Origin of the sequence: Dyella sp. SG609 (genome assembly GCF_012275375.1) — a bacterium.
Classification (GTDB): Bacteria; Pseudomonadota; Gammaproteobacteria; order Xanthomonadales; family Rhodanobacteraceae; genus Dyella_D; species Dyella_D marensis.
In genome coordinates, this window is record NZ_JAAZQJ010000019.1 from 14685 (window position 1) to 32916 (window position 18232).

An 18232-nucleotide genomic window follows, 5' to 3' on the forward strand; every position below is an offset into this window, starting at 1 on the left:
GGTCGGCCCGCGTCGCCGCCGCAGGGCAGGTTCCAGCGACATCGTGTAGGCCGACGCCAGTGCCAGCCGGCATGACCTTCGGCGATGTTGCCTAGGACACTTCACTGCCATGCTTAGTACTTCACTCACCGGGAGCCTCCCCATGCCGACCCTTCGCCCCCGCCTGCTCGCCCTGGGCCTGGCCGCCCTGCTGGGCACCCCCGCCGCCTTCGCCGCCGACACGCCGGAAAAGCAGCCCGAGCAGCCGCCGCTGAGCGCACAGACGCAGCGCTCCGGCGGCGACATGCCGGCCGAACAGCAGCGGCTGAACTTCGATCACGCCGAGCTGCACTTCGCGGTGGACATCCCCAAGGAGACGCTGGACGCCACGGCGCGGCTCACCTTCAGCGCGCGCGCAGCGACCGACGTGCTGCTGCTGGACCTGGATCCGGAGCTGAAGATCAGCGGCATCGCACTGGACGGCAAGGCCTTGCCGACCAGCGCCTGGAGCAACCCTGACGGCCGCCTGCGGATTTCCCTGACCAAGCCGCTGGCCAAGGGCGGCAAGACCACGGTGGAGATCCGCTACGGCGGCAAGCCGCACGTGGCCAAGCGCGCGCCCTGGGACGGCGGCTTCGTATGGGCCAAGACCGAGGACGGCCAGCCGTGGATCGCCACCGCGGTGGAAGGCGAAGGCTGCGACATGTTCTGGCCGTGCATCGACCATCCGATGGGCAAGCCCGACCTGGTCGACACCTATGTCACCGTGCCCAAGTCGCTGGCGGCGCCGGGCAACGGCGTGCTGGTGGACATCAAGGATGCGGGCGCGAACCACACCTACCATTGGCGCGCCAAGCATCCGACCACCTATGCGATCTCGCTCAATATCGGCCCGTTCGACGTGCTGAAGGGCGACTACAAGAGCCATTACGGCAACACCATCCCGATGCAGATGTGGTACCTGCGCGGCCACGAGGCGCAGGCGAAGCAGCTGTTCGGCGAGTTTCCGCGCATGCTCGACTTCTTCGAGGAGCAGATCGGCCCCTACCCGTTCGGCGACGAGAAGATGGGCGTGGTGGAAACGCCGCATCTGGGCATGGAGCACCAGACCATCAATGCCTACGGCAACGGCTACCCGCGCAGCGAGTTCGGCTTCGACTGGCTGCTGCAGCACGAGTTCTCGCATGAGTGGTTCGGCAACCAGGTGACCAATGTCGACTGGGACGACATGTGGATCCACGAGGGTTTCGGCACCTATATGCAGCCGCTGTACGGCCAGTATCTGTACGGCGACATGCCCTACTTCTCGATGCTGCAGACCGAGCGCACGGCGGTGAAGAACGTGCACCCGATCGTGGCCGGCCGCCATCAGTTCGAGCACGAGGTGTACGACGCCGACACCGGTCCGGCCAACGACATCTACTACAAGGGCTCGCTGATGCTGCACACGCTGCGGCAGACGATCGGCGACAAGGCCTTCTTCGAGACGGTGCGCCGGCTGGTGTACGGCCGCCCGGATCCCAAGCCTGGCAATTTCGCACCGCACTATGCGACGACGCGCGATTACATCGATATCGTCAAGCAGGTGACCGGGAAGGATATGGGCTGGTTCTTCGATGTGTACCTGTACGAATCCGCATTGCCGGCGCTGGAAGTGAAGCGCGAGGGCGACACGGTGTCGCTGCACTGGAAGGTGCCGCACGACAAGCCGTTCCCGATGCCGGTAGAGGTGCAGGTGGGCGACACCATGCAGACGCTGCCGATGGCGGATGGCAACGGTTCGCTGAAGGCGCCGGCCGGGGCGCTGGTGGTGGTGGACCCGCGCAGCAAGGTGCTGCGCGACCTGCCGCACGTCGACGCGTACCGGCAGTGGAAGAAGGAAGAGATGGAGAAGCAGGCTAAGGCGAAGAAGAAGGGGTAATCGCCCGCCCTGCTTTTGCCCCCTCTCCCCTCCGGGGAGAGGGTTGGGGTGAGGGGCCGGTCGGAGCGAAGCACTGAGGGCTACCGCTGCCTGAAAGCTCTACCTCGCTTCGCCCGAACCCGGCCGCAAGCCCCGCCCCCTCACCCCGGCCCTCTCCCCGGCGGGGAGAGGGAGGTGGAAGGCTCCGCCGAAGAACCAAACAACCGCCGCAACGTACGAAACACCACCCGCACCCCCCGCACGATCTTCGGCAACAACCACACCATCAACACCACGAACAAGCCCAGCACCACCAGCAGCGCCAGCGGGTGCTGCCACATCAGGTAGAACATGCCGGCCCAGGTGAGGTCTTCGCTCACGCTGGCGCCCCAGTTGCTGAAAGGCTCCGGCGAGGTGTTGATCAGCGCGCGCGTGCCGGACTTGGCCAGATGCGTGCTCGACACCAGCGCACCGCCGAGCAGCGCCGCGGCAGCCTGCATCGCCGGCGACGCATCCTTGAACACTCCCCACGCCAGCAGCGTCCCGGCGGGGATACGGATAAAGGTGTGGATCGCGTCCCACGCGCTGTCGAACGCGGGAATCTTGTCGGCGAGGAATTCGCCGAGCATCAGCACGCCGGAGACGATCAGCACCCAGTTGTCGCCGAGCATCTCCAGCCCCGGTGGCAGGTGCACCACGCCGAAACGGCCGAGCAGGCCGGCCAGGAAGACGGTGGCGTATAGGCGCACGCCGCTGGCCCAGGCCAGGCCGCCGGCGAGCGCGACGTTCGATAGCGTGTCCATGGCGGGCCTCCGCGGGTGCGTCGGCGCTTATGTAGCACAGGCGTAGGTTGGGGTTCGCCTGCGGCTCACCCCAACCTACGCCGGGTGGTGCATGGGGCATAAAAAAAGCGGCGCTTTCGCGCCGCCTTTTGTGCTTCTCTGCCGAGGCTCAGTGCGAACCGGGCGCCGCATTCGTCTCCGGCGTGGCCGCCGCGGTGGCGCTCGGCGAGAACTTGCCGCCGTACGGCAGCACCTCGGCCGCCAGCTTGGCGTCGCCCTTGATCAGGCCCACGGCGTCGAACAGGATGTGCGCCGTTTCGTCCAGCTGCGGGTCGGCGGCCTTCTTGGCGTCGTCTTCCTGCTTGAGCTGGGACTTCAGGCTGCGCTCGTTCGGGTTGAGGCCGTCGTCCAGGCCGTCGCGGTCGTCGTTGAAGCTGTTGCCGTCGATGGCCTTGTGGCGGGCGCGGAAGTCGGCCTGGATGCCTTCCTGTTCCTTGCGCTCGGCCTGGCGCTGGGCGAGGTTGAGCGAGATGGTGGTCTTGTCGCGCATCTTCCGGTACTGCGCCAGCTCGTCGAGCATCAGCTTCCAGCCCGGCGCCTTGGCCGCGCGCGCATCGTGCTTGGCCTGCAGCTGGCCCAGATAGGCCTTCAGGTCGGCCACCGGCTTGTAGTCCGGCGCGGGCGCGATCTGCGTCCACTGCAGGGCGTTGTCGTAGGTGGATTCGCCGAAGTCCTTCTCGTCGCCGCTCTTGGGGAAGCCGATGTCCGGCGTCACGCCCTTGAGCTGGGTGGAGCCGCCGTTGATGCGGAAGAACTCGGCGATGGTCATCTTCAGCTCGCCCAGCTGCGGCTTTTCCTTGGTGCGGCTGGCGAAGCGGTCGAGGTCGACCAGGTTCTGCACGGTGCCCTTGCCGAAGGTGGGCTGGCCGATGATCAGGCCGCGGCCGTAGTCCTGGATGGCGGCGGCGAAGATTTCCGAAGCCGAGGCCGAGCCGCGGTTGACCAGCACCGCCATCGGGCCGCTCCAGGCCATGCCCGGATCGTCGTCGCCCTGCACGTCCACCTGGCCGCGCGCGTCGCGCACCTGCACCACCGGGCCCTTGTCGATGAACAGGCCGGTGAGCTCGTTCGCCTCGGTAAGCGAACCGCCGCCGTTGTTGCGCAGGTCCATGATCACGCCTTCCACGCCGGCCTGCTTCAGCTCGCCGAGCAGCTTGGACACGTCGCGGGTGGCGCTCTTGAAGTTCTTGTCGCCTTCGCGGCGCGCGCCGAAGTCGGAATAGAAGGTGGGCAGGTCGATCACGCCGATCTTGCGGCTGACGTTGCCGTCCTTGATCTCGATGATCTTCTTCTTGGCGGCCTGCTCTTCGATGCTGACCTTCTGGCGCACCAGCGAGATCACCTCGTGCTTGCCGTCCACGCCCACGTCGGCGGGCAGGATCTCCAGCCGCACGGTGGTGTCCTTCTTGCCGCGGATCAGCTTGACCACGTCGTCGTTGCGCCAGCCGATCACGTCGACGATGGCGCCGTCGGCGCCCTGGCCCACGCCGACGATGCGGTCGCCCGCATGCACCTTGCCGGACTTGGCGGCCGGGCCGGCCGGCACCACTTCGCTGACCACCACGTATTCGTCGCGCACGCCCAGCACCGCGCCGATGCCTTCCAGCGACAGCTTCATGGAGATGTCGAAGTTTTCCGCCGCGCGCGGGCCGAGGTAGTCGGTGTGCGGGTCGGTGGATTCGGCATAGGCGTTCATGAACGACTGGAACGCGTCCTCGCCGTCCAGCTGGCGCACGCGCTCGATGTAGTTGGCGTAGCGCTTGTCCAGGGTCTTGCGGATCTCGTCGTCGCTCTTGCCGGCCAGCTTCAGGCGCAGCCAGTCGTTGGTGGTGCGCTCGCGCCACAGGGTGTCGAGCTCGGCCTGGTCCTTGGGCCAGTCGGCCTTCTTGCGGTCGTAGGCGTAGGTCTCGTTGGTGTCGAGCTTGAAGCCCTTCTTGAGCAGCTCGCGCGCGTAGCTCATGCGGTCGACGGCGCGCTGCACGTAGAGGTTGAACACCGAGAACGGGCCGGAGAGGTCCTGGTTCCAGATAGCGTCGTCGAACTGCGTCTTCAGCGGCGCGAACTTGGCCATGTCGGCCTGGGTGAAGAACACCTTCTCACCGTCCAACGCGTCGAAGTAGGCCTTGAAGATCTTGGCCGACATGGCGTCGTCGAGCGGCTGCGCGTCGTAGTGGAAACGCGTGAGGAAGCGCGCGGAAAGCTGCGCCGCCTGGGCCTGGGTGAGCGTGGCCTTCAGCGGCAGCGACGAGGCCTTGCGGCCGGTGGTGCCGCCGGTGAGGTCCGCGGCCGACTGCGCTTGCGCGCCGCCGACGGTGAAGGCGAGCAGCAATGCGAGCGAGACGGTACGCAGTTTCATGAAGTTCTCTTTAGGCATGCTCGGTGACACCAGCGGCGTGGGCTTGCAGGTCGGCGTGATAGGACGAGCGCACCAGCGGGCCGGAAGCGACGTGGCCGAAGCCCATCGCCTCGCCGGCTTCGCGCAGCGCCTCGAATTCGTCGGGAGTCCAGTAGCGCACGACCGGGTGGTGATGCGGCGTGGGCTGCAGGTACTGGCCGATGGTGATCATGTCCACGTCATGGGCGCGTAGATCGCGCATGGTCTCCAGCACCTGCTCCATGGTCTCGCCCAGGCCCAGCATGATGCCGGACTTGGTGGGGACTTCCGGATGCTGCGCCTTGAAGCGCTTGAGCAGGTCCAGCGACCACTGGTAGTCCGCGCCCGGGCGCACTTCGCGGTAGAGGTGCGGCACGGTTTCCAGGTTGTGGTTGAACACGTCCGGCGGGAAATCCTTCAGCACTTCCAGCGCGCGCTCCATGCGGCCCTTGCCGCGGAAGTCGGGCGTGAGGATCTCGATCTTGATGTCGGGGCTGGCATGGCGCGTGGCGCGGATGCAGGCGGCGAAATGCTCGGCGCCGCCGTCGCGCAGGTCGTCGCGGTCGACCGAGGTGATCACCACGTAGCGCAGGCGCATGTCGCGGATGGTCTCGGCCAGGCGGGCGGGCTCGAGCGGATCGGGCGCGGCCGGGCGGCCGTGGGCCACGTCGCAGAACGAGCAGCGGCGGGTGCACACCTCGCCGAGGATCATGAAGGTGGCGGTGCCCTTGCTGAAGCATTCGTGGATGTTCGGGCAGGAGGCTTCCTCGCACACCGTCACCAGCGAGTTCTCGCGCAGGCGCGCCTTCAGCTGCTGCACGGCGTTGCCCTGCGGCAGGCGCACGCGGATCCAGCTGGGCTTGCGCAGCACGGGGGTTTCGGTTTCGAAGCCGGCGCGGTTGCGCGCGATCTTGTCGTTGCCGAGCTGCTTTTCGACCGCTTGTTTGTCGGCGGGCGTGCCGCTGACGACGCTGATCGGGATGACCTTGGAGGGGGACATATCGCTCATGTAGGCAAGCTCAGACCGCTACGCGAGCGGGTAGTTCGGGGATGACGGGAGCGGCGGACTCGGCGGTGAAATCGAACTGGCGGCAGAACTCCTCGACCAGTGCGTCTTCCACCTCCGCCAGCCGCGACGGACCGCCCAAGTCTAGCACCTGGGTGACCTGCAAACCCTTGTAGCCGCAAGGGTTGATGCGGTGGAACGGCTCCAGGTCCATGTTCACGTTGAAGGCCAGGCCGTGGAAGCTGCAGCCCCGCCGCACGCGCAGGCCCAGGGCGGCCACCTTGGCGCCGGCCACGTAGACGCCGGGGGCGCCGTCCAGGCGGGCCGCGCCGATGTTCCAGCGCTCCAGGGTGTCGATGATGGCCTGCTCGATCTTGCACACCATCTCGCGCACGCCGACGCCGGCGCGGCGCAGGTCGATCAGCGGATAGGCCACGATCTGGCCGGGGCCGTGATAGGTGACCTGGCCGCCGCGGTCCACCGGCACCACCGAGATCTCGCCGGGCGCCAGCACGTGCTCCATCTTGCCGGCCTGGCCCAGGGTGAACACCGGATCGTGCTCCAGCACCCACAGCTCGTCGGGGGTGTCAGGGCCGCGCTGGTCGGTGAACGCGCTCATGGCCTTCCAGGTCGCCTCGTAGGGCTGGCGGCCGAGGCGGCGGATTTTCAGCGGCTGGGACATGGGGACAACCAGGAAACGTAGAGGGTCGGGATGAGGTGCGGCCGGGTTCCGGGGCTTGCAAGGGCGCGGAGCGCGTCTCCGCGGCACCGATACGGCCGGCCCGAAACGGCGCGGGCCGGGAAAACCCGGCCCGCGCGTGGGGTTACAGCGTGAAGCGGATATCCGGGTCGGCGCGCAGGCTGGCGTGCGCCTGGTCGTACTGCTCGCGGTTCTCGCAGCGGAAACTGACCGTGACCGAGAGGAAATTGCCTTCGCGCGAGCTGCGGTGCTTCACCGTCTCGTGCAGCACGTGCAGGCCGATGCCCTCCAGGATCGCCGGCACGCGCTTGGGCAGGTCCGCATTGGCGTTGCCCATGGCGGTGATTTCGAATTCGCCGGGGAACTGGAAACCCTGGCCTTCGTTCTGCGCCTTGATCGAATCGATGTCCTGCATGGCGGTACCTCGTGCTTACTTCTTGGCTTCGTCAGGCTTCTTGTCGCTGTGGAACCACAGCATGATGCTGTCCCACAGGCGGCCGAAGAAGCCGGCCTGCGGCGCGTCCTCCAGCGCCACCAGCGGCAGGTTCTGCACCGGCTGGCCGTCCAGGGTGACGCGCAGCGTGCCGATCTGCTGGCCCTTGGTGAACGGGGCGATGAGGGTGGCGGGCACGTCCACGGTGGCCTTGAGCTTGTCGTAGTCGCCGCGCTTGACGGTGACCAGCACGTTCTCGCCCACGCCCAGCGGCACCTGGTCGGTCTTGCCCTTCCACAGGCGCGGCGTGGCCAGCGGCTTGTTGGCGTCGTAGAGCTTGTGGGTTTCGTAGAAGCGGAAGCCGTAGTTCATCAGCGCCAGCGCGGCATCGGCGCGCGCCTTCTCGCTGCTGGCGCCCATCACGATGGCGATCATGCGCGCCTCGCCCTGCTTGGCCGAGGCGGCCAGGCAGAAGCCGGCGGCGGCGGTGTGGCCGGTCTTGATGCCGTCGACGCTGGGGTCGCGCCACAGCAGCAGGTTGCGGTTGTGCTGCTTGATGCCGTTCCACTCGAAGTCCTTCACCGCCGAGATGGCGTAGTCCTCGGGGAAGTCGTGGATCAGCGCGCGCGACAGCAGGGCGATGTCGCGGGCGGTGGTGTAGTGGTTGGCGATCGGGTAGCCGGAAGCGTTCTGGAAGTTGGAATTGACCATGCCCAGCTGCTTGGCGTACGCGTTCATCAGGTTGGCGAACGCGCCTTCGCTGCCGGCGGTGTGCTCGGCCAGCGCGATGGCGGCGTCGTTGCCGGACTGGATGATCATGCCGTACAGCAGGTCCTTCAGCGGCACCTGGCTGTTGAGCTTGAGGAAGCTGGTGGAACCGTCGGTGCCGGCGCCGCCGCTGCGCCAGGCGTTCTCGCTGATGGTCACCTGGTCGTTCATGTGGACCTTGCCGTTGGCGACCTCGGCCGAGACCACGTAGTCGGTCATCACCTTGGTGATCGAGGCCGGCTCCACGCGCACGTCGGGGTCCTTGGCGGCGAGCACCTGGCCGGTGGCGTAGTCCATCAGCACCCAGCTCTTGCCGTCCACGTCCGGCGGCGGCGGCACCGGCGCTTCGGCCACCACCGGCCGCGGCACGGGCGCGGGCTTCGGGGGCGTCTGCTGGGCGACGGCGGCGGTGCCGATCACCAGGGCGGCGATGGCAAACGGAGCGAGGGTACGGCGGAGGAGATTCATCGTTCTGAGAGGTCCGGTTTCGATAGGGCTGGCGCCGGAGCGCCGGAAGGGCAATGCGTCAGTCTACCGCGACCTGCGGACGCGGCAGTCCCATGTCTTCGATCCTGGCGGTGACTTCGTCGGCGCTGTCGACGTCGGCGATGGGTCCCACCCGCACGCGCCGCACGCTGCGGCCGTTGATTTGGGCATCCACCACCTGTACCGGCGCGAAATTCGCGCTGCGCAGCTTCTGCGCCACGCGCTCGGCATTGGCGTTGTCGGCGAAGGCGCCGACCTGCAGGTAGATGCCGGGCTTCGGCGGCGCACCGGCGCTGCTGCTGGCAACGGGTGCGGGCGGCGGCGGCGGCAGGTCCTGCAGCGGCTCGCCCGGCGTGATCGCGCGCACTTCCACCAGGCCGGTGCCCTTCGGGTACACGCCGATCTTCACCGCGGCGGCGTAGGAGAGATCGATCAGGCGGTTGTCGTGGAACGGCCCGCGGTCGTTGATGCGCACGACCACGCTCTTGCCGTTCTCCAGGTTGGTGACGCGCGCGTAGCTCGGCAGCGGCAGCGTCTTGTGCGCCGCGCTGAACTGGTACATGTCGTATTCCTCGAGGCTCGAGGTCTTGTAGCCGTGGAACTTGTTGCCATAGAACGAGGCGATGCCGCGCTCCACGTAGCCGCTCGCGTTCGGCAGCACGGTGTAGGTCTGGCCGAGCACGCTGTAGGGCGACTTGTTGCCGTACAGCGCGCGCGGTTCCACTTTCGGCACGGGCTCGACCAGCTTGCTGATGTCCGGCGGCGGGCCATCCGGCACGCTGTCGGCGTTGTCGCGGTAGCGGCTGCTCTGCGGGCGGCTGACGTCGTCGTCGACGCCGCGGCGCGAACCGCCCTCCGGCGACGGCCGGTACGCCCCGCCGCTGCTGCTGCGCCCCGGCGTATAGCCGCCGGATTTCGACGGCCGCGGCTTGCTGCCGCCGCAACCGGCCAGGGCGAGCATGGCGACCGCCAGCAGCGGCAACGCGAGGCTGGGTTTCATCGACGCTCCCGCACGCCGTCGGCAATGGCCTGGGCCAGCTGGTGCACCGCCAGCGCGTACAGCGGGCTGCGGTTGTACTTGGTGATCACGTAGAAGTTCTGGAAGGTGAACCAGTACTCCGGCCCGTACGGCCCCTGCAGCGACTGCAGGCTGCTGCCCAGGCCCGGATCCATCGGCTGCAGCGGCGCATAGCCCCAGGCCATCAGCTGCTCCAGCGGCCACTGCGGCTTGGAATCCTTCACTTCGATCGGCCGCGCGGCGGCGTCGGGCTGCGCGCGCGCCACCACCGGCGCGCCGGTGACCCAGCCGTGCCTGGCGAAATAGTTGGCGACGCTGCCGAGGATGTCCGGCAGCGAATCGTGCAGGTCGATATGGCCGTCGCCGTCCTCGTCCACGCCGAAGTCGCGGATGCTCGACGGCATGAACTGGCCCCAGCCCTGCGCGCCCGCATAGGAACCGGTGAGCGTATCCGGCGGGCCGGCGAGCATGCTGTCCGGCAGGCTCAGCAGCACCTTCAGCTGCTCGCGGAAGAATGCGGCGCGCGGCGGGTAATACAGGCCCAGCGTGACCAGCGCATCGAGCACCTTGTACTTGCCGGTGTTGCGCCCGTAGAAGGTTTCCACGCCGACGATGGCCACGATGTATTCCGGCGCCACGCCGTATTTCCTGCCGATGCGCTCGACCAGCTCGCGGTGCTGCAAATAGAACGCGACGCCGTCGTCGATGCGCTTGTCGGTGATGAAGATCGGTCGGTAGCCCTTCCACGGCTTGGCTTCGGCCGGGCGGCTGATGGCGTCGAGGATGCTCTGCTGTTTCTTCGCGCCGTCGAGCAAGGCGTTCAACCGGGCCGGATCCTTGCCGGTTTCCTTGGCGACTTCGGCGACCAGCTGCGCCTGTCCCGGGTGGGTCTGGGCCTGGGCTGTCGTCAGTGCGGCAGCGGCGGCGAGGCCCAGGGCGGCAATCCATTGCAGGGGACGGGGCATGGCAATCTCGGTCATCAGGCTACTTCGCTGTAAAACGCTGTGCGCGCAAGAGCCTAGCACGCATGGCGGCGCAAACCCTGGCGGAAAGCGGGCGTGCGCGGAGCCGGTTCAGTGACGCGAACCGCCGCGGCGCGGCTCAGTCGTGCATCTTGCGGTTGGCGTGGATCGACATCAGCACGCCGAAGCCGGTGAGCAGCGACACGGCCGAGGTGCCGCCGTAACTGATCAGCGGCATCGGCACGCCAACCACCGGCAACATGCCGGCGACCATGCCGCCGTTGACGAACACGTAGACGAAGAAGCTCATGCCGATGGCGCCGGCGAGCAGGCGCGAATAGGTTTCGCGCGCTTCCATGGCGATCCACAGGCAGCGGCCGATGATGAAGGCGTACAGCGCCATCACCGCGGCCACGCCGACCAGGCCGAACTCCTCGGCGAACACCGCGAAGATGAAGTCGGTGGTGTGCTCGGGCAGGAAGTCCAGGCGCGACTGCGTGCCGTGCTGCCAGCCCTTGCCGAACAGGCCGCCGGAACCCACCGCGATCTGCGACTGGATGATGTGCCAGCCGTTGCCCAGCGGGTCCGATTCCGGATCGAGCAAGGTGCGCACGCGGTTGCGCTGGTATTCGTGCAGGAAATGCCAGGCCACCGGCACCATGCCGCCCACCGCGGCGAGCAGGCTGCCGATCTTCCACCAGGCCATGCCGGACAGGAACAGCGCGAACGCGCCGGCGCCGGAGACCAGCACGGCGGTGCCCAGGTCCGGCTGCTCGGCGATCAGGGCGGCGGGAATACCGATGAGGATGCCGACCGTGACGATGTCCTTCCACGACGGCGGCAGCTGCCGCGGGTGCAGGTACCACGCCACCATCATCGGCACGGTGAGCTTGAGCAGCTCCGACGGCTGGAACGACATCACGCCCAGGTTGAGCCAGCGCTTGGAGCCGCTGCGGATCTCGCCCACGCCGGCCACCACGATCAGCAGGAACACGCTGCCGGCGTAGAGCCAGGGCGTCCAGCCGCGCAGCACCGAGGGCGGAATGCGCGAGATCAGCAGCAGCAGCATGCCGCCGATGACGAAGCGCGCGGCCTGGCCGGTGATCATCGCCATGCTGCCGCCGCTGGCGCTGTACAGCGTGACCAGGCCGGTGATGGCCAGCAGCAGCAGGCCGAAGGCCAGCGGCAGGTCGATGCGCGGACGCGTCAGCAGGCGGCGCAGGAAGCGGGTCAGGCGGACCTGGAGTTCGTCGATCATTGATGGCCTCCGTCGTCCTGCTGGCCGCTGTCGTCGTGCCCGCTCTGATCACGATCGGACGGCAACTGCGCCGGCACATCGGCGGGCGTGGCCATCGGCGTGTCTTCCGGCACCTCCGGCACGCTGCTGGCGTTGGCCGGCAGGCCGCCCTGCTCCGGCGCATTGCGCGCGGGCACGGCGCCGCCCTGGCTGGCCAGCCAGGCTTCCATGATCTTGCGCACGATGGGGCCGGCGTCCGACGCGCCCCACGCGCCCTGTTCGAGCATCGCGGCCACGGCGATGCGCGGCGCGTCGGTGGGCGTGTAGCCGATGAACCAGGCGCGGTGGCGGGTGGCCAGGTAGGCGGTGTTCTTGTTGTTGTCGTAGTCGTTGCTGCGGCGGGAGAAACGCTCCGCCGTGCCGCTCTTGCCGGCCACCACATAGGGGAAGCCGGTGAACTGGCCCTTGCCGGTGCCTTCGGTGATCACCGCTTCCATGCCCTGGTTCACCACGTTCCAGTAGTTGTCCTTGTGGATCAGGGTGGGACCGCTGGGCGGATTGGGCAGCGGCACGCGCGACTCCTTCACCGCCGAGGTGGCCATCACCAGGCGCGGCGCATACGGCGTGCCGTGGCCGGCAAAGGTGGCCGTGGCGTGGGCGAGCTGCAGGGTGGTGACGTTCCAGTAGCCCTGGCCGATGCCGGCCAGGATGGTCTCGCCCGGGAACCAGCCGTACTTGCTGCGCGTGGCCTTCCATTCGCGCGAAGGCAGGATGCCTTCGACTTCGCCGAGCAGGTCGATGCCGGTCTTGTGGCCGAAGCCGAGGCTGCCCATCCAGGCGCTGAGGCGGTCGATGCCCAGGTCCAGCGCGAGCTTGTAGAAGTAGGTGTTGGTGGAGTGCTGGATGGCGCGCACCATGTTCACCACGCCGTCGCCGCCGCGCTTGTCGTCGCGGTAGCAGCGCTGCTGGCCGGGGATGCAGAACTCGCCGGTGGAAAGCACGGTGTCTTCCGGCCGCCGCACGCCGTACTCCAGGCCGCCCAGCGCGAGGAACGGCTTGACCGTGGAGCCTGGCGGGTAGGCGCTCTTCAATGCGCGGTTGAGCAGCGGCTTGTCTTCGGCGGTGGTGTAGGCGACGTAGTCGGTCTTGCTGATGCCGTTGACGAACAGGTTGGGGTCGAAGCTGGGCACGCTGACCATGGCCATGACCTGGCCGTTGCGCGGGTCGATCGCCACCGCCGAGCCCGGGCGGCCGGCGAAGGCGTCGGTGGCGGCCTTCTGCACGCGCGCGTCGATGCTCAGGTACAGATTCTTGCCGGGCTTGGGCGCGTGGGTTTCCAGCACGCGCTGCACGCGGCCGTCGGCGTTCACTTCGACCAGCTCGTAGCCGGGCTCGCCGTGCAGCATGTCCTCGTAGGAGCGCTCCAGGCCGCTGCGGCCGACGTGGCTGGTGCCCTTGTAGCGGTCCGGGTCGAGGCGGTTGAGGTCGTCGGCGTCGATGCGGCCGACATAGCCGATGACGTGCGCGAACAGCTGCCCGTACGGGTAGCGGCGGGTGAGGTACGGCACCACGTCCAGGCCCGGGAATCGCCAGCGGTTGATGGCGAAGCGGGCGATCTCGTCTTCGGTGAGGTGCAGCTTCAGCGGCACGCTGTCGAAGCGGCGGTTCTGCTTGAGCTGCTTGCGGAAGGCTTCGACGTCGTCGTCGCCGAGCGGGATCACGTCGCGGATGCCGGCCAGCATGGCCGGCATGTCGGGCACCTGCTCGGGCACCACTTCGAGGCGGAAGGCCGGCACGTTGTCGGCCAGCAGCACGCCATTGCGGTCGAAGATCAGCCCGCGTGCGGGCGGGATGGCGCGCGGCTTGACGCGGTTGTTCTCCGAACGCAGCGCGAACTCGTCATGGCGCTGCACCTGCAGGTAGCTGTAGCGCACCACCAGCACGGAAAGGCCCAGCAGGATCAGCGCGAAGCCGACGAAGGCGCGCCAACGGAACAGGGTGCTTTCGCCCCGGGAATCCTTGATCGAGCGGCGACGCAGGGCCATGGCGCTATTGCAGGCGCAGCCGCAGGCGCAGGTCGTCCATCAGCAGGAACAGGAACGGCCAGAGCGCGGCGCCGACGAACGGCGAGATCCACCAGGTGGCGGGCGGGAACGATTCGCCGGCAAAGGCGCGCACGATCAGCAGCACCACGCGGTCGTTCAGCAGCAGGGCCAGCACGGCCAGGGTCTGCTGCCACATCGGGAAGAAGCGCAGCCGCGAGCGGAAACGCAGCGCGATGAACACCAGCGCGCACAGGCGCATGGCCTGCTCGCCGAGCAGCACGCCGTCGAGCAGGTCCGCGCACAGGCCGATGCAGAAGGCCAGGCCCAGGCTGACGCGCTGGTCGCCGGCTTCCAGCGCCCAGTACAGCAGGAACAGCGCCGGCCAGTACGGCTTGAACGGCTGCAGCGCGCCGGGCAGCGGCACGAGCATGGACAGCAGGGCGAATGCCAGGGAACCGGAGAACCAGAGCAGGCCGACGCGTTGCTTGTTCATGGCGCGGTGCTCGCGGAGGCGGGGGTTGCCGAGGCTGGGGTTGCCGAGGCAGGAGTAGCCGAGATGGGTGCGACGCGCGGCAGCGTGGCCGCGGTGGCGGCCGGGGCGGGTGCGAGGTCGGCCGGCGGGCCGGCCTGGGTGGCGGGTTCCGGCGGGCCGGCGGGTTCGGCCTGGTCGTGCAGGATCAGCACGTCCTCGCTGCGGTCCAGATCGGCGGTGGGACGCGCGCGGCCTTCCAGGAACATGCCCGAGGCACCCGGCTCCACGCCGCGGATTTCGCCCACCGGGAAGCCCGGCGGGAAACGGCCGCCGAGGCCGGAGGTAAGCAGCTTGTCGCCCGGGCGCACGTCGGCGGCCATGGAAATGTTGGGCAGGCTGAGCAGGTCGCCGTCGCGCGAGCCGTAGGCCACGGTGCGCAGGCCGGTGCGCTCCACCACCACGGGGATGGCGTGGTCCGGATCGGTCACCAGCATGACCAGCGAGGTGCGCGGCATCACTTCCACCACCTGGCCGATCACGCCGTGCGCGTCGATCACCACCTGGCCCTTCTTCACCCCGTCGCGCTCGCCGACATTGACCAGCATGCGGTGGCGGTAGCTGCCCAGGTCCACGTCGATGACGCGGGCCAGCTGGACGTTGAGTTCCAGGCTGTGCTGGGTGGCCAGCAGTTCCTTCAGGCGCTCGTTCTGCTCGGCCACCGAGGCCATGCGATTGAGCTTGGCGTTGGCCAGCAGCAGGTCTTCGCGCAGGCGCTGGTTCTGCTCGGTGAGCAGCTGGCGGTCGGCGAAGGCCACGCTGAGGTTGCGCATGCCGGCGGCAGGCATGCCGGCGAGGCGGTAGACCGGTTCGACCACGGCCGAGGTGGTGTAGCGGATACGCCACATCCAGCCGTTGCGATGGTCCAGGACCATCAGCACCATGGCGAACGCGAGATAGAGGATGAGGCGCAGGGTGCCGGCAACCGTGCCGGCAAACAGGGGCGAGGAGTCCTCGCGAGCGAGTGCCATCCCCTGCCCCTTTAGCGCTTATTCGGCGGCGAAGAAGTCGCTGCCGTGCTGGTCGATCAGCTCCAGCGCCTTGCCGCCGCCACGGGCCACGCAGGTGAGCGGCTCGTCGGCCACCATCACGTGCAGGCCGGTCTCTTCGGAGATCAGGCGGTCCAGGTCGCGCAGCAGGGCGCCGCCGCCGGTGAGCACGATGCCGCGCTCGGCCACGTCGGAGCAGAGCTCCGGCGGGGTCTGCTCCAGCGCCGACTTCACCGCGGCGACGATGCCGGACAGCGGCTCGTGCAGGGCTTCCAGCACTTCGTTGGAGTTGATGGTGAACATGCGCGGCACGCCCTCGGCCAGGTTGCGGCCGGAGATTTCGATCTCGCGCACGTCGGTCTGCGGGAACGCGCAGCCGATCTCCATCTTGATGCGCTCGGCGGTGGATTCGCCGATGAGCGTGCCGTGGTTGCGGCGCACGTAGTTGATGATGGCCTCGTCGAAGCGGTCGCCGCCGACGCGGACCGACTGCGAGTAGACGATGCCGTTGAGCGAAATGACCGCCACTTCGGAGGTGCCGCCGCCGATATCCAGCACCATCGAGCCGCGCGCCTCGTGCACCGGGATGCCGGCGCCGATCGCGGCGGCCATGGGCTCTTCGATCAGGAACACGTCGCGGGCACCGGCGCCTTCGGCCGATTCCTTGATGGCGCGGCGCTCCACCTGGGTGGACCCGCAGGGCACGCAGACCAGCACGCGCGGGCTGGGACGCAGCAGGCGCGAACGGTGGACCTGCTTGATGAAGTGCTGCAGCATCGCCTCGGTCATGGAGAAGTTGGCGATCACGCCATCCTTCATCGGACGCACGGTGGCGATGTTGCCGGGGGTGCGGCCCAGCATCTTCTTGGCGTCGCTGCCGACGGCGGCGACGGCGCGGGGGCCGCCCGGGCCACGATCCTGGCGGATAGCGACTACGGAAGGTTCGTTCAGAACGATGCCCTGTCCACGCACATAAATCAGCGTATTGGCTGTGCCCAGATCGATGGAGATGTCGTTGGAGAAGATCCCGCGAAACTTCTTGAACATGGGGCCGCCGTGCGTCGATCTGGCTAAAAAGTAAGCGCGCCAGTCTAAAGACGCGGACACTTGCGCGCAAGGACAATATCGTTAAGAAAGCCTTGTACGACGGGGTGATATGCCAACTTTCGCGCAGGCCGCATGAGTTGGATTTTTCAAAGAGTGATCGCCCTGGCGACCGGATATCGGTAAAATTCGCAACTTTGGCCGGGACGGTATCCCGGCCATTGGTCCGACCGCGCTTGCGCGGCCCGTTCACTAGCCCGGGGACACCCACGAATCATGTCTGCCGTTATCTGCGGTTCGTTGGCATACGACACCATCATGGTCTTCCAGGACCAGTTCAAGAACCACATCCTGCCCGACCAGGTGCACATCCTGAACGTGTCGTTCCTGGTGCCGCGGATGCGTCGCGAGTTCGGCGGTTGCGCCGGCAATATCGCCTATAACCTGAAGCTGCTCGGCGCCGATCCGCTGCCGGTGGCCACGGTAGGCCAGGATTTCGGCCCGTATCGGGCGCATATGCAGGAATGCGGGATCCGCCTGGATTATGTGCGCGAGTTCGGCGACCAGTTCACGCCGCAGTGCTTTATCACCACGGATCTGGATAACAACCAGATTACGGCGTTCCATCCCGGTGCGATGTTGAGCGCGCACGAAAATCATGTGCGGGATATTCCGGAGATCAGTTTCGCGATTGTCGCGCCGGATAGCCGCGATGCGATGCTGCAGCACGTGGATGAGTTTTCGGCGCGGAATGTGCCGTTTATTTTCGATCCGGGCCAGGCGATGCCGTTGTTCAACGGCGATGAGTTCCGCTCGATGATCGAGAAGTCGACGTATGTGATCGTCAACGATTACGAGTCGCAGCTGCTGCAGTCGCGTACGGGCTGGAGTGCGGAAGACATCGCGAGCCGGGTGAAGGCGTACATCGTGACGCTGGGTCCGCGTGGGTCGCTGATTCATACCGATGGCATCACGCACGAGATCCCGCCGGCGCGCGAACGCAAGGTGGTGGATCCCACCGGCTGTGGCGATGCTTATCGTGCGGGCCTGATCTTCGGGATCATGCGCGGGAAGGATTGGCCGACGATCGGACGGATGGCGTCGCTGATGGGTGCGCTCAAGGTCGAATATCCGGGGACGCAGAATCAGCGCTTCGATTACGCGCTGTTTGCGACGGAGTTTGAGGAACAGTTTGGGTATGGGTTGGATTGACCTCAGTTAATTCAAATTGACTTGGGTTGGTTAATTCAAGTTGATGTGGAAAAGGCCTCCTGGATGGGAGGCCTTTTTTGTTTTGGGACTTGCTTGGTAGCACTTCTTTTGAAGCCGTCTGGCTTTGGTGGTGCGTTGCCCGTTGGCACGCAGCCAGTCGTTACCGGTGCTGATCTGGTGCTAGACCGATCGCCAGGCCGCGATGGCCCGGCTCTTTACCCTGGATCGCTATCGCATCGATCACGCCGCGGCGGATACAAAATCCGTGGCGACGATGCTGGCCGTCGGCGCTGACTTTGAGTTGCAAGGCGGGCAAGTGGATCGATTTCGCTAGCTTTGCCTGGCGCGAAAACGCTGAACCGCTACGCACCTGTGTTTGCCGGCAGATACGACGGGCGCTTCGAGTCGAGCTCAATGAGTGGAACGTCTGCCATGCGTTGCAGGCCTGCATTGCTGACGCGAGAGCGCCGCATTTTCGACTTGGAGGCTGCTGCAGATTATCTATTCGGATTAACTCGTGTCGAATAGAGCGCTTATGGCGACGTCGATATCGAGCACATGGCGGAGCTAATGAAGTGATTATGTTTGGTGCAAGAAAAAACCCTCACCGAGGCGGTGAGGGTTTTTAGGATAAAGCCCCTGGCGATGACCTACTCTTGCATAGCAAGCTACACTACCATCGGCGCAGCTGCGTTTCACTTCCGAGTT

The 18232-nt window shown here is 67.0% G+C and carries 15 protein-coding genes; 2 read left to right on the forward strand and 13 right to left on the reverse strand.

Annotation, left to right across the window (positions count from 1 at the left end):
- Positions 1 to 142: 142 nt before the first annotated feature.
- A complete protein-coding gene (locus FHW85_RS21695; RefSeq protein WP_168649625.1) occupies positions 143 to 1900 on the forward strand; it encodes a M1 family metallopeptidase in 1758 nt (585 codons plus the stop codon).
- Between the two features lie 140 nt (positions 1901 to 2040).
- On the opposite strand, the gene FHW85_RS21700 is transcribed toward FHW85_RS21695, so the two are convergent.
- The 13 genes from FHW85_RS21700 to FHW85_RS21760 form a co-directional block, all read right to left on the reverse strand.
- Complete coding sequence (locus tag FHW85_RS21700; protein WP_168649626.1) at positions 2041 to 2682, reverse strand: DUF4126 domain-containing protein; 642 nt, start codon at positions 2680 to 2682, stop codon at positions 2041 to 2043.
- A gap of 148 nt (positions 2683 to 2830) precedes the next feature.
- Entirely contained in the window at positions 2831 to 5077 is a 2247-nt protein-coding gene (locus FHW85_RS21705) for a carboxy terminal-processing peptidase (protein WP_167258515.1), read from the reverse strand.
- Between the two features lie 10 nt (positions 5078 to 5087).
- Positions 5088 to 6104, reverse strand: coding sequence for a lipoyl synthase (lipA, locus tag FHW85_RS21710; protein ID WP_168649627.1), 1017 nt, complete (start codon positions 6102 to 6104; stop codon positions 5088 to 5090).
- Between the two features lie 10 nt (positions 6105 to 6114).
- Positions 6115 to 6783: a lipoyl(octanoyl) transferase LipB gene (lipB, locus tag FHW85_RS21715; protein ID WP_168649628.1), complete on the reverse strand. Its 669-nt coding sequence runs from the start codon at positions 6781 to 6783 to the stop codon at positions 6115 to 6117.
- A 142-nt stretch (positions 6784 to 6925) separates the two neighbouring features.
- The gene (locus tag FHW85_RS21720; protein WP_167258509.1) at positions 6926 to 7216 is read right to left on the reverse strand and encodes a DUF493 family protein; all 291 of its coding nucleotides are present in this window, start codon (positions 7214 to 7216) and stop codon (positions 6926 to 6928) included.
- Between the two features lie 15 nt (positions 7217 to 7231).
- Entirely contained in the window at positions 7232 to 8470 is a 1239-nt protein-coding gene (locus tag FHW85_RS21725; RefSeq protein WP_168649629.1) for a D-alanyl-D-alanine carboxypeptidase family protein, read from the reverse strand.
- A 58-nt stretch (positions 8471 to 8528) separates the two neighbouring features.
- A complete protein-coding gene (locus tag FHW85_RS21730; RefSeq protein ID WP_168649630.1) occupies positions 8529 to 9488 on the reverse strand; it encodes a septal ring lytic transglycosylase RlpA family protein in 960 nt (319 codons plus the stop codon).
- Positions 9485 to 10486: a lytic murein transglycosylase B gene (gene mltB / locus FHW85_RS21735; protein WP_168649631.1), complete on the reverse strand. Its 1002-nt coding sequence runs from the start codon at positions 10484 to 10486 to the stop codon at positions 9485 to 9487. Before mltB ends, FHW85_RS21730 begins: the two co-directional genes overlap by 4 nt.
- Positions 10487 to 10607: 121 nt before the next feature.
- On the reverse strand, positions 10608 to 11726 hold the full coding sequence (gene rodA, locus FHW85_RS21740; RefSeq protein ID WP_167258501.1) for a rod shape-determining protein RodA: 1119 nt from the start codon (positions 11724 to 11726) through the stop codon (positions 10608 to 10610).
- The gene (mrdA, locus tag FHW85_RS21745; protein WP_167258499.1) at positions 11723 to 13750 is read right to left on the reverse strand and encodes a penicillin-binding protein 2; all 2028 of its coding nucleotides are present in this window, start codon (positions 13748 to 13750) and stop codon (positions 11723 to 11725) included. The genes rodA and mrdA overlap by 4 nt, the downstream gene beginning before the upstream one ends.
- A gap of 4 nt (positions 13751 to 13754) precedes the next feature.
- The gene (gene mreD, locus FHW85_RS21750; protein ID WP_167258497.1) at positions 13755 to 14243 is read right to left on the reverse strand and encodes a rod shape-determining protein MreD; all 489 of its coding nucleotides are present in this window, start codon (positions 14241 to 14243) and stop codon (positions 13755 to 13757) included.
- Entirely contained in the window at positions 14240 to 15250 is a 1011-nt protein-coding gene (gene mreC / locus FHW85_RS21755) for a rod shape-determining protein MreC (protein WP_168649632.1), read from the reverse strand. Before mreC ends, mreD begins: the two co-directional genes overlap by 4 nt.
- An 18-nt stretch (positions 15251 to 15268) precedes the next feature.
- Positions 15269 to 16315 carry a rod shape-determining protein gene (locus FHW85_RS21760; protein ID WP_167258493.1) on the reverse strand — a complete coding sequence of 349 codons (1047 nt, stop codon included), beginning with the start codon at positions 16313 to 16315 and terminating at the stop codon, positions 15269 to 15271.
- Positions 16316 to 16588: 273 nt separating this feature from the next.
- On the opposite strand from FHW85_RS21760, the gene FHW85_RS21765 reads away from it, so the two are divergent.
- Positions 16589 to 17524, forward strand: a complete 936-nt coding sequence (locus FHW85_RS21765) for a carbohydrate kinase family protein (protein ID WP_167258491.1) — start codon at positions 16589 to 16591, stop codon at positions 17522 to 17524.
- The last annotated feature ends 708 nt before the right edge of the window (positions 17525 to 18232 follow it).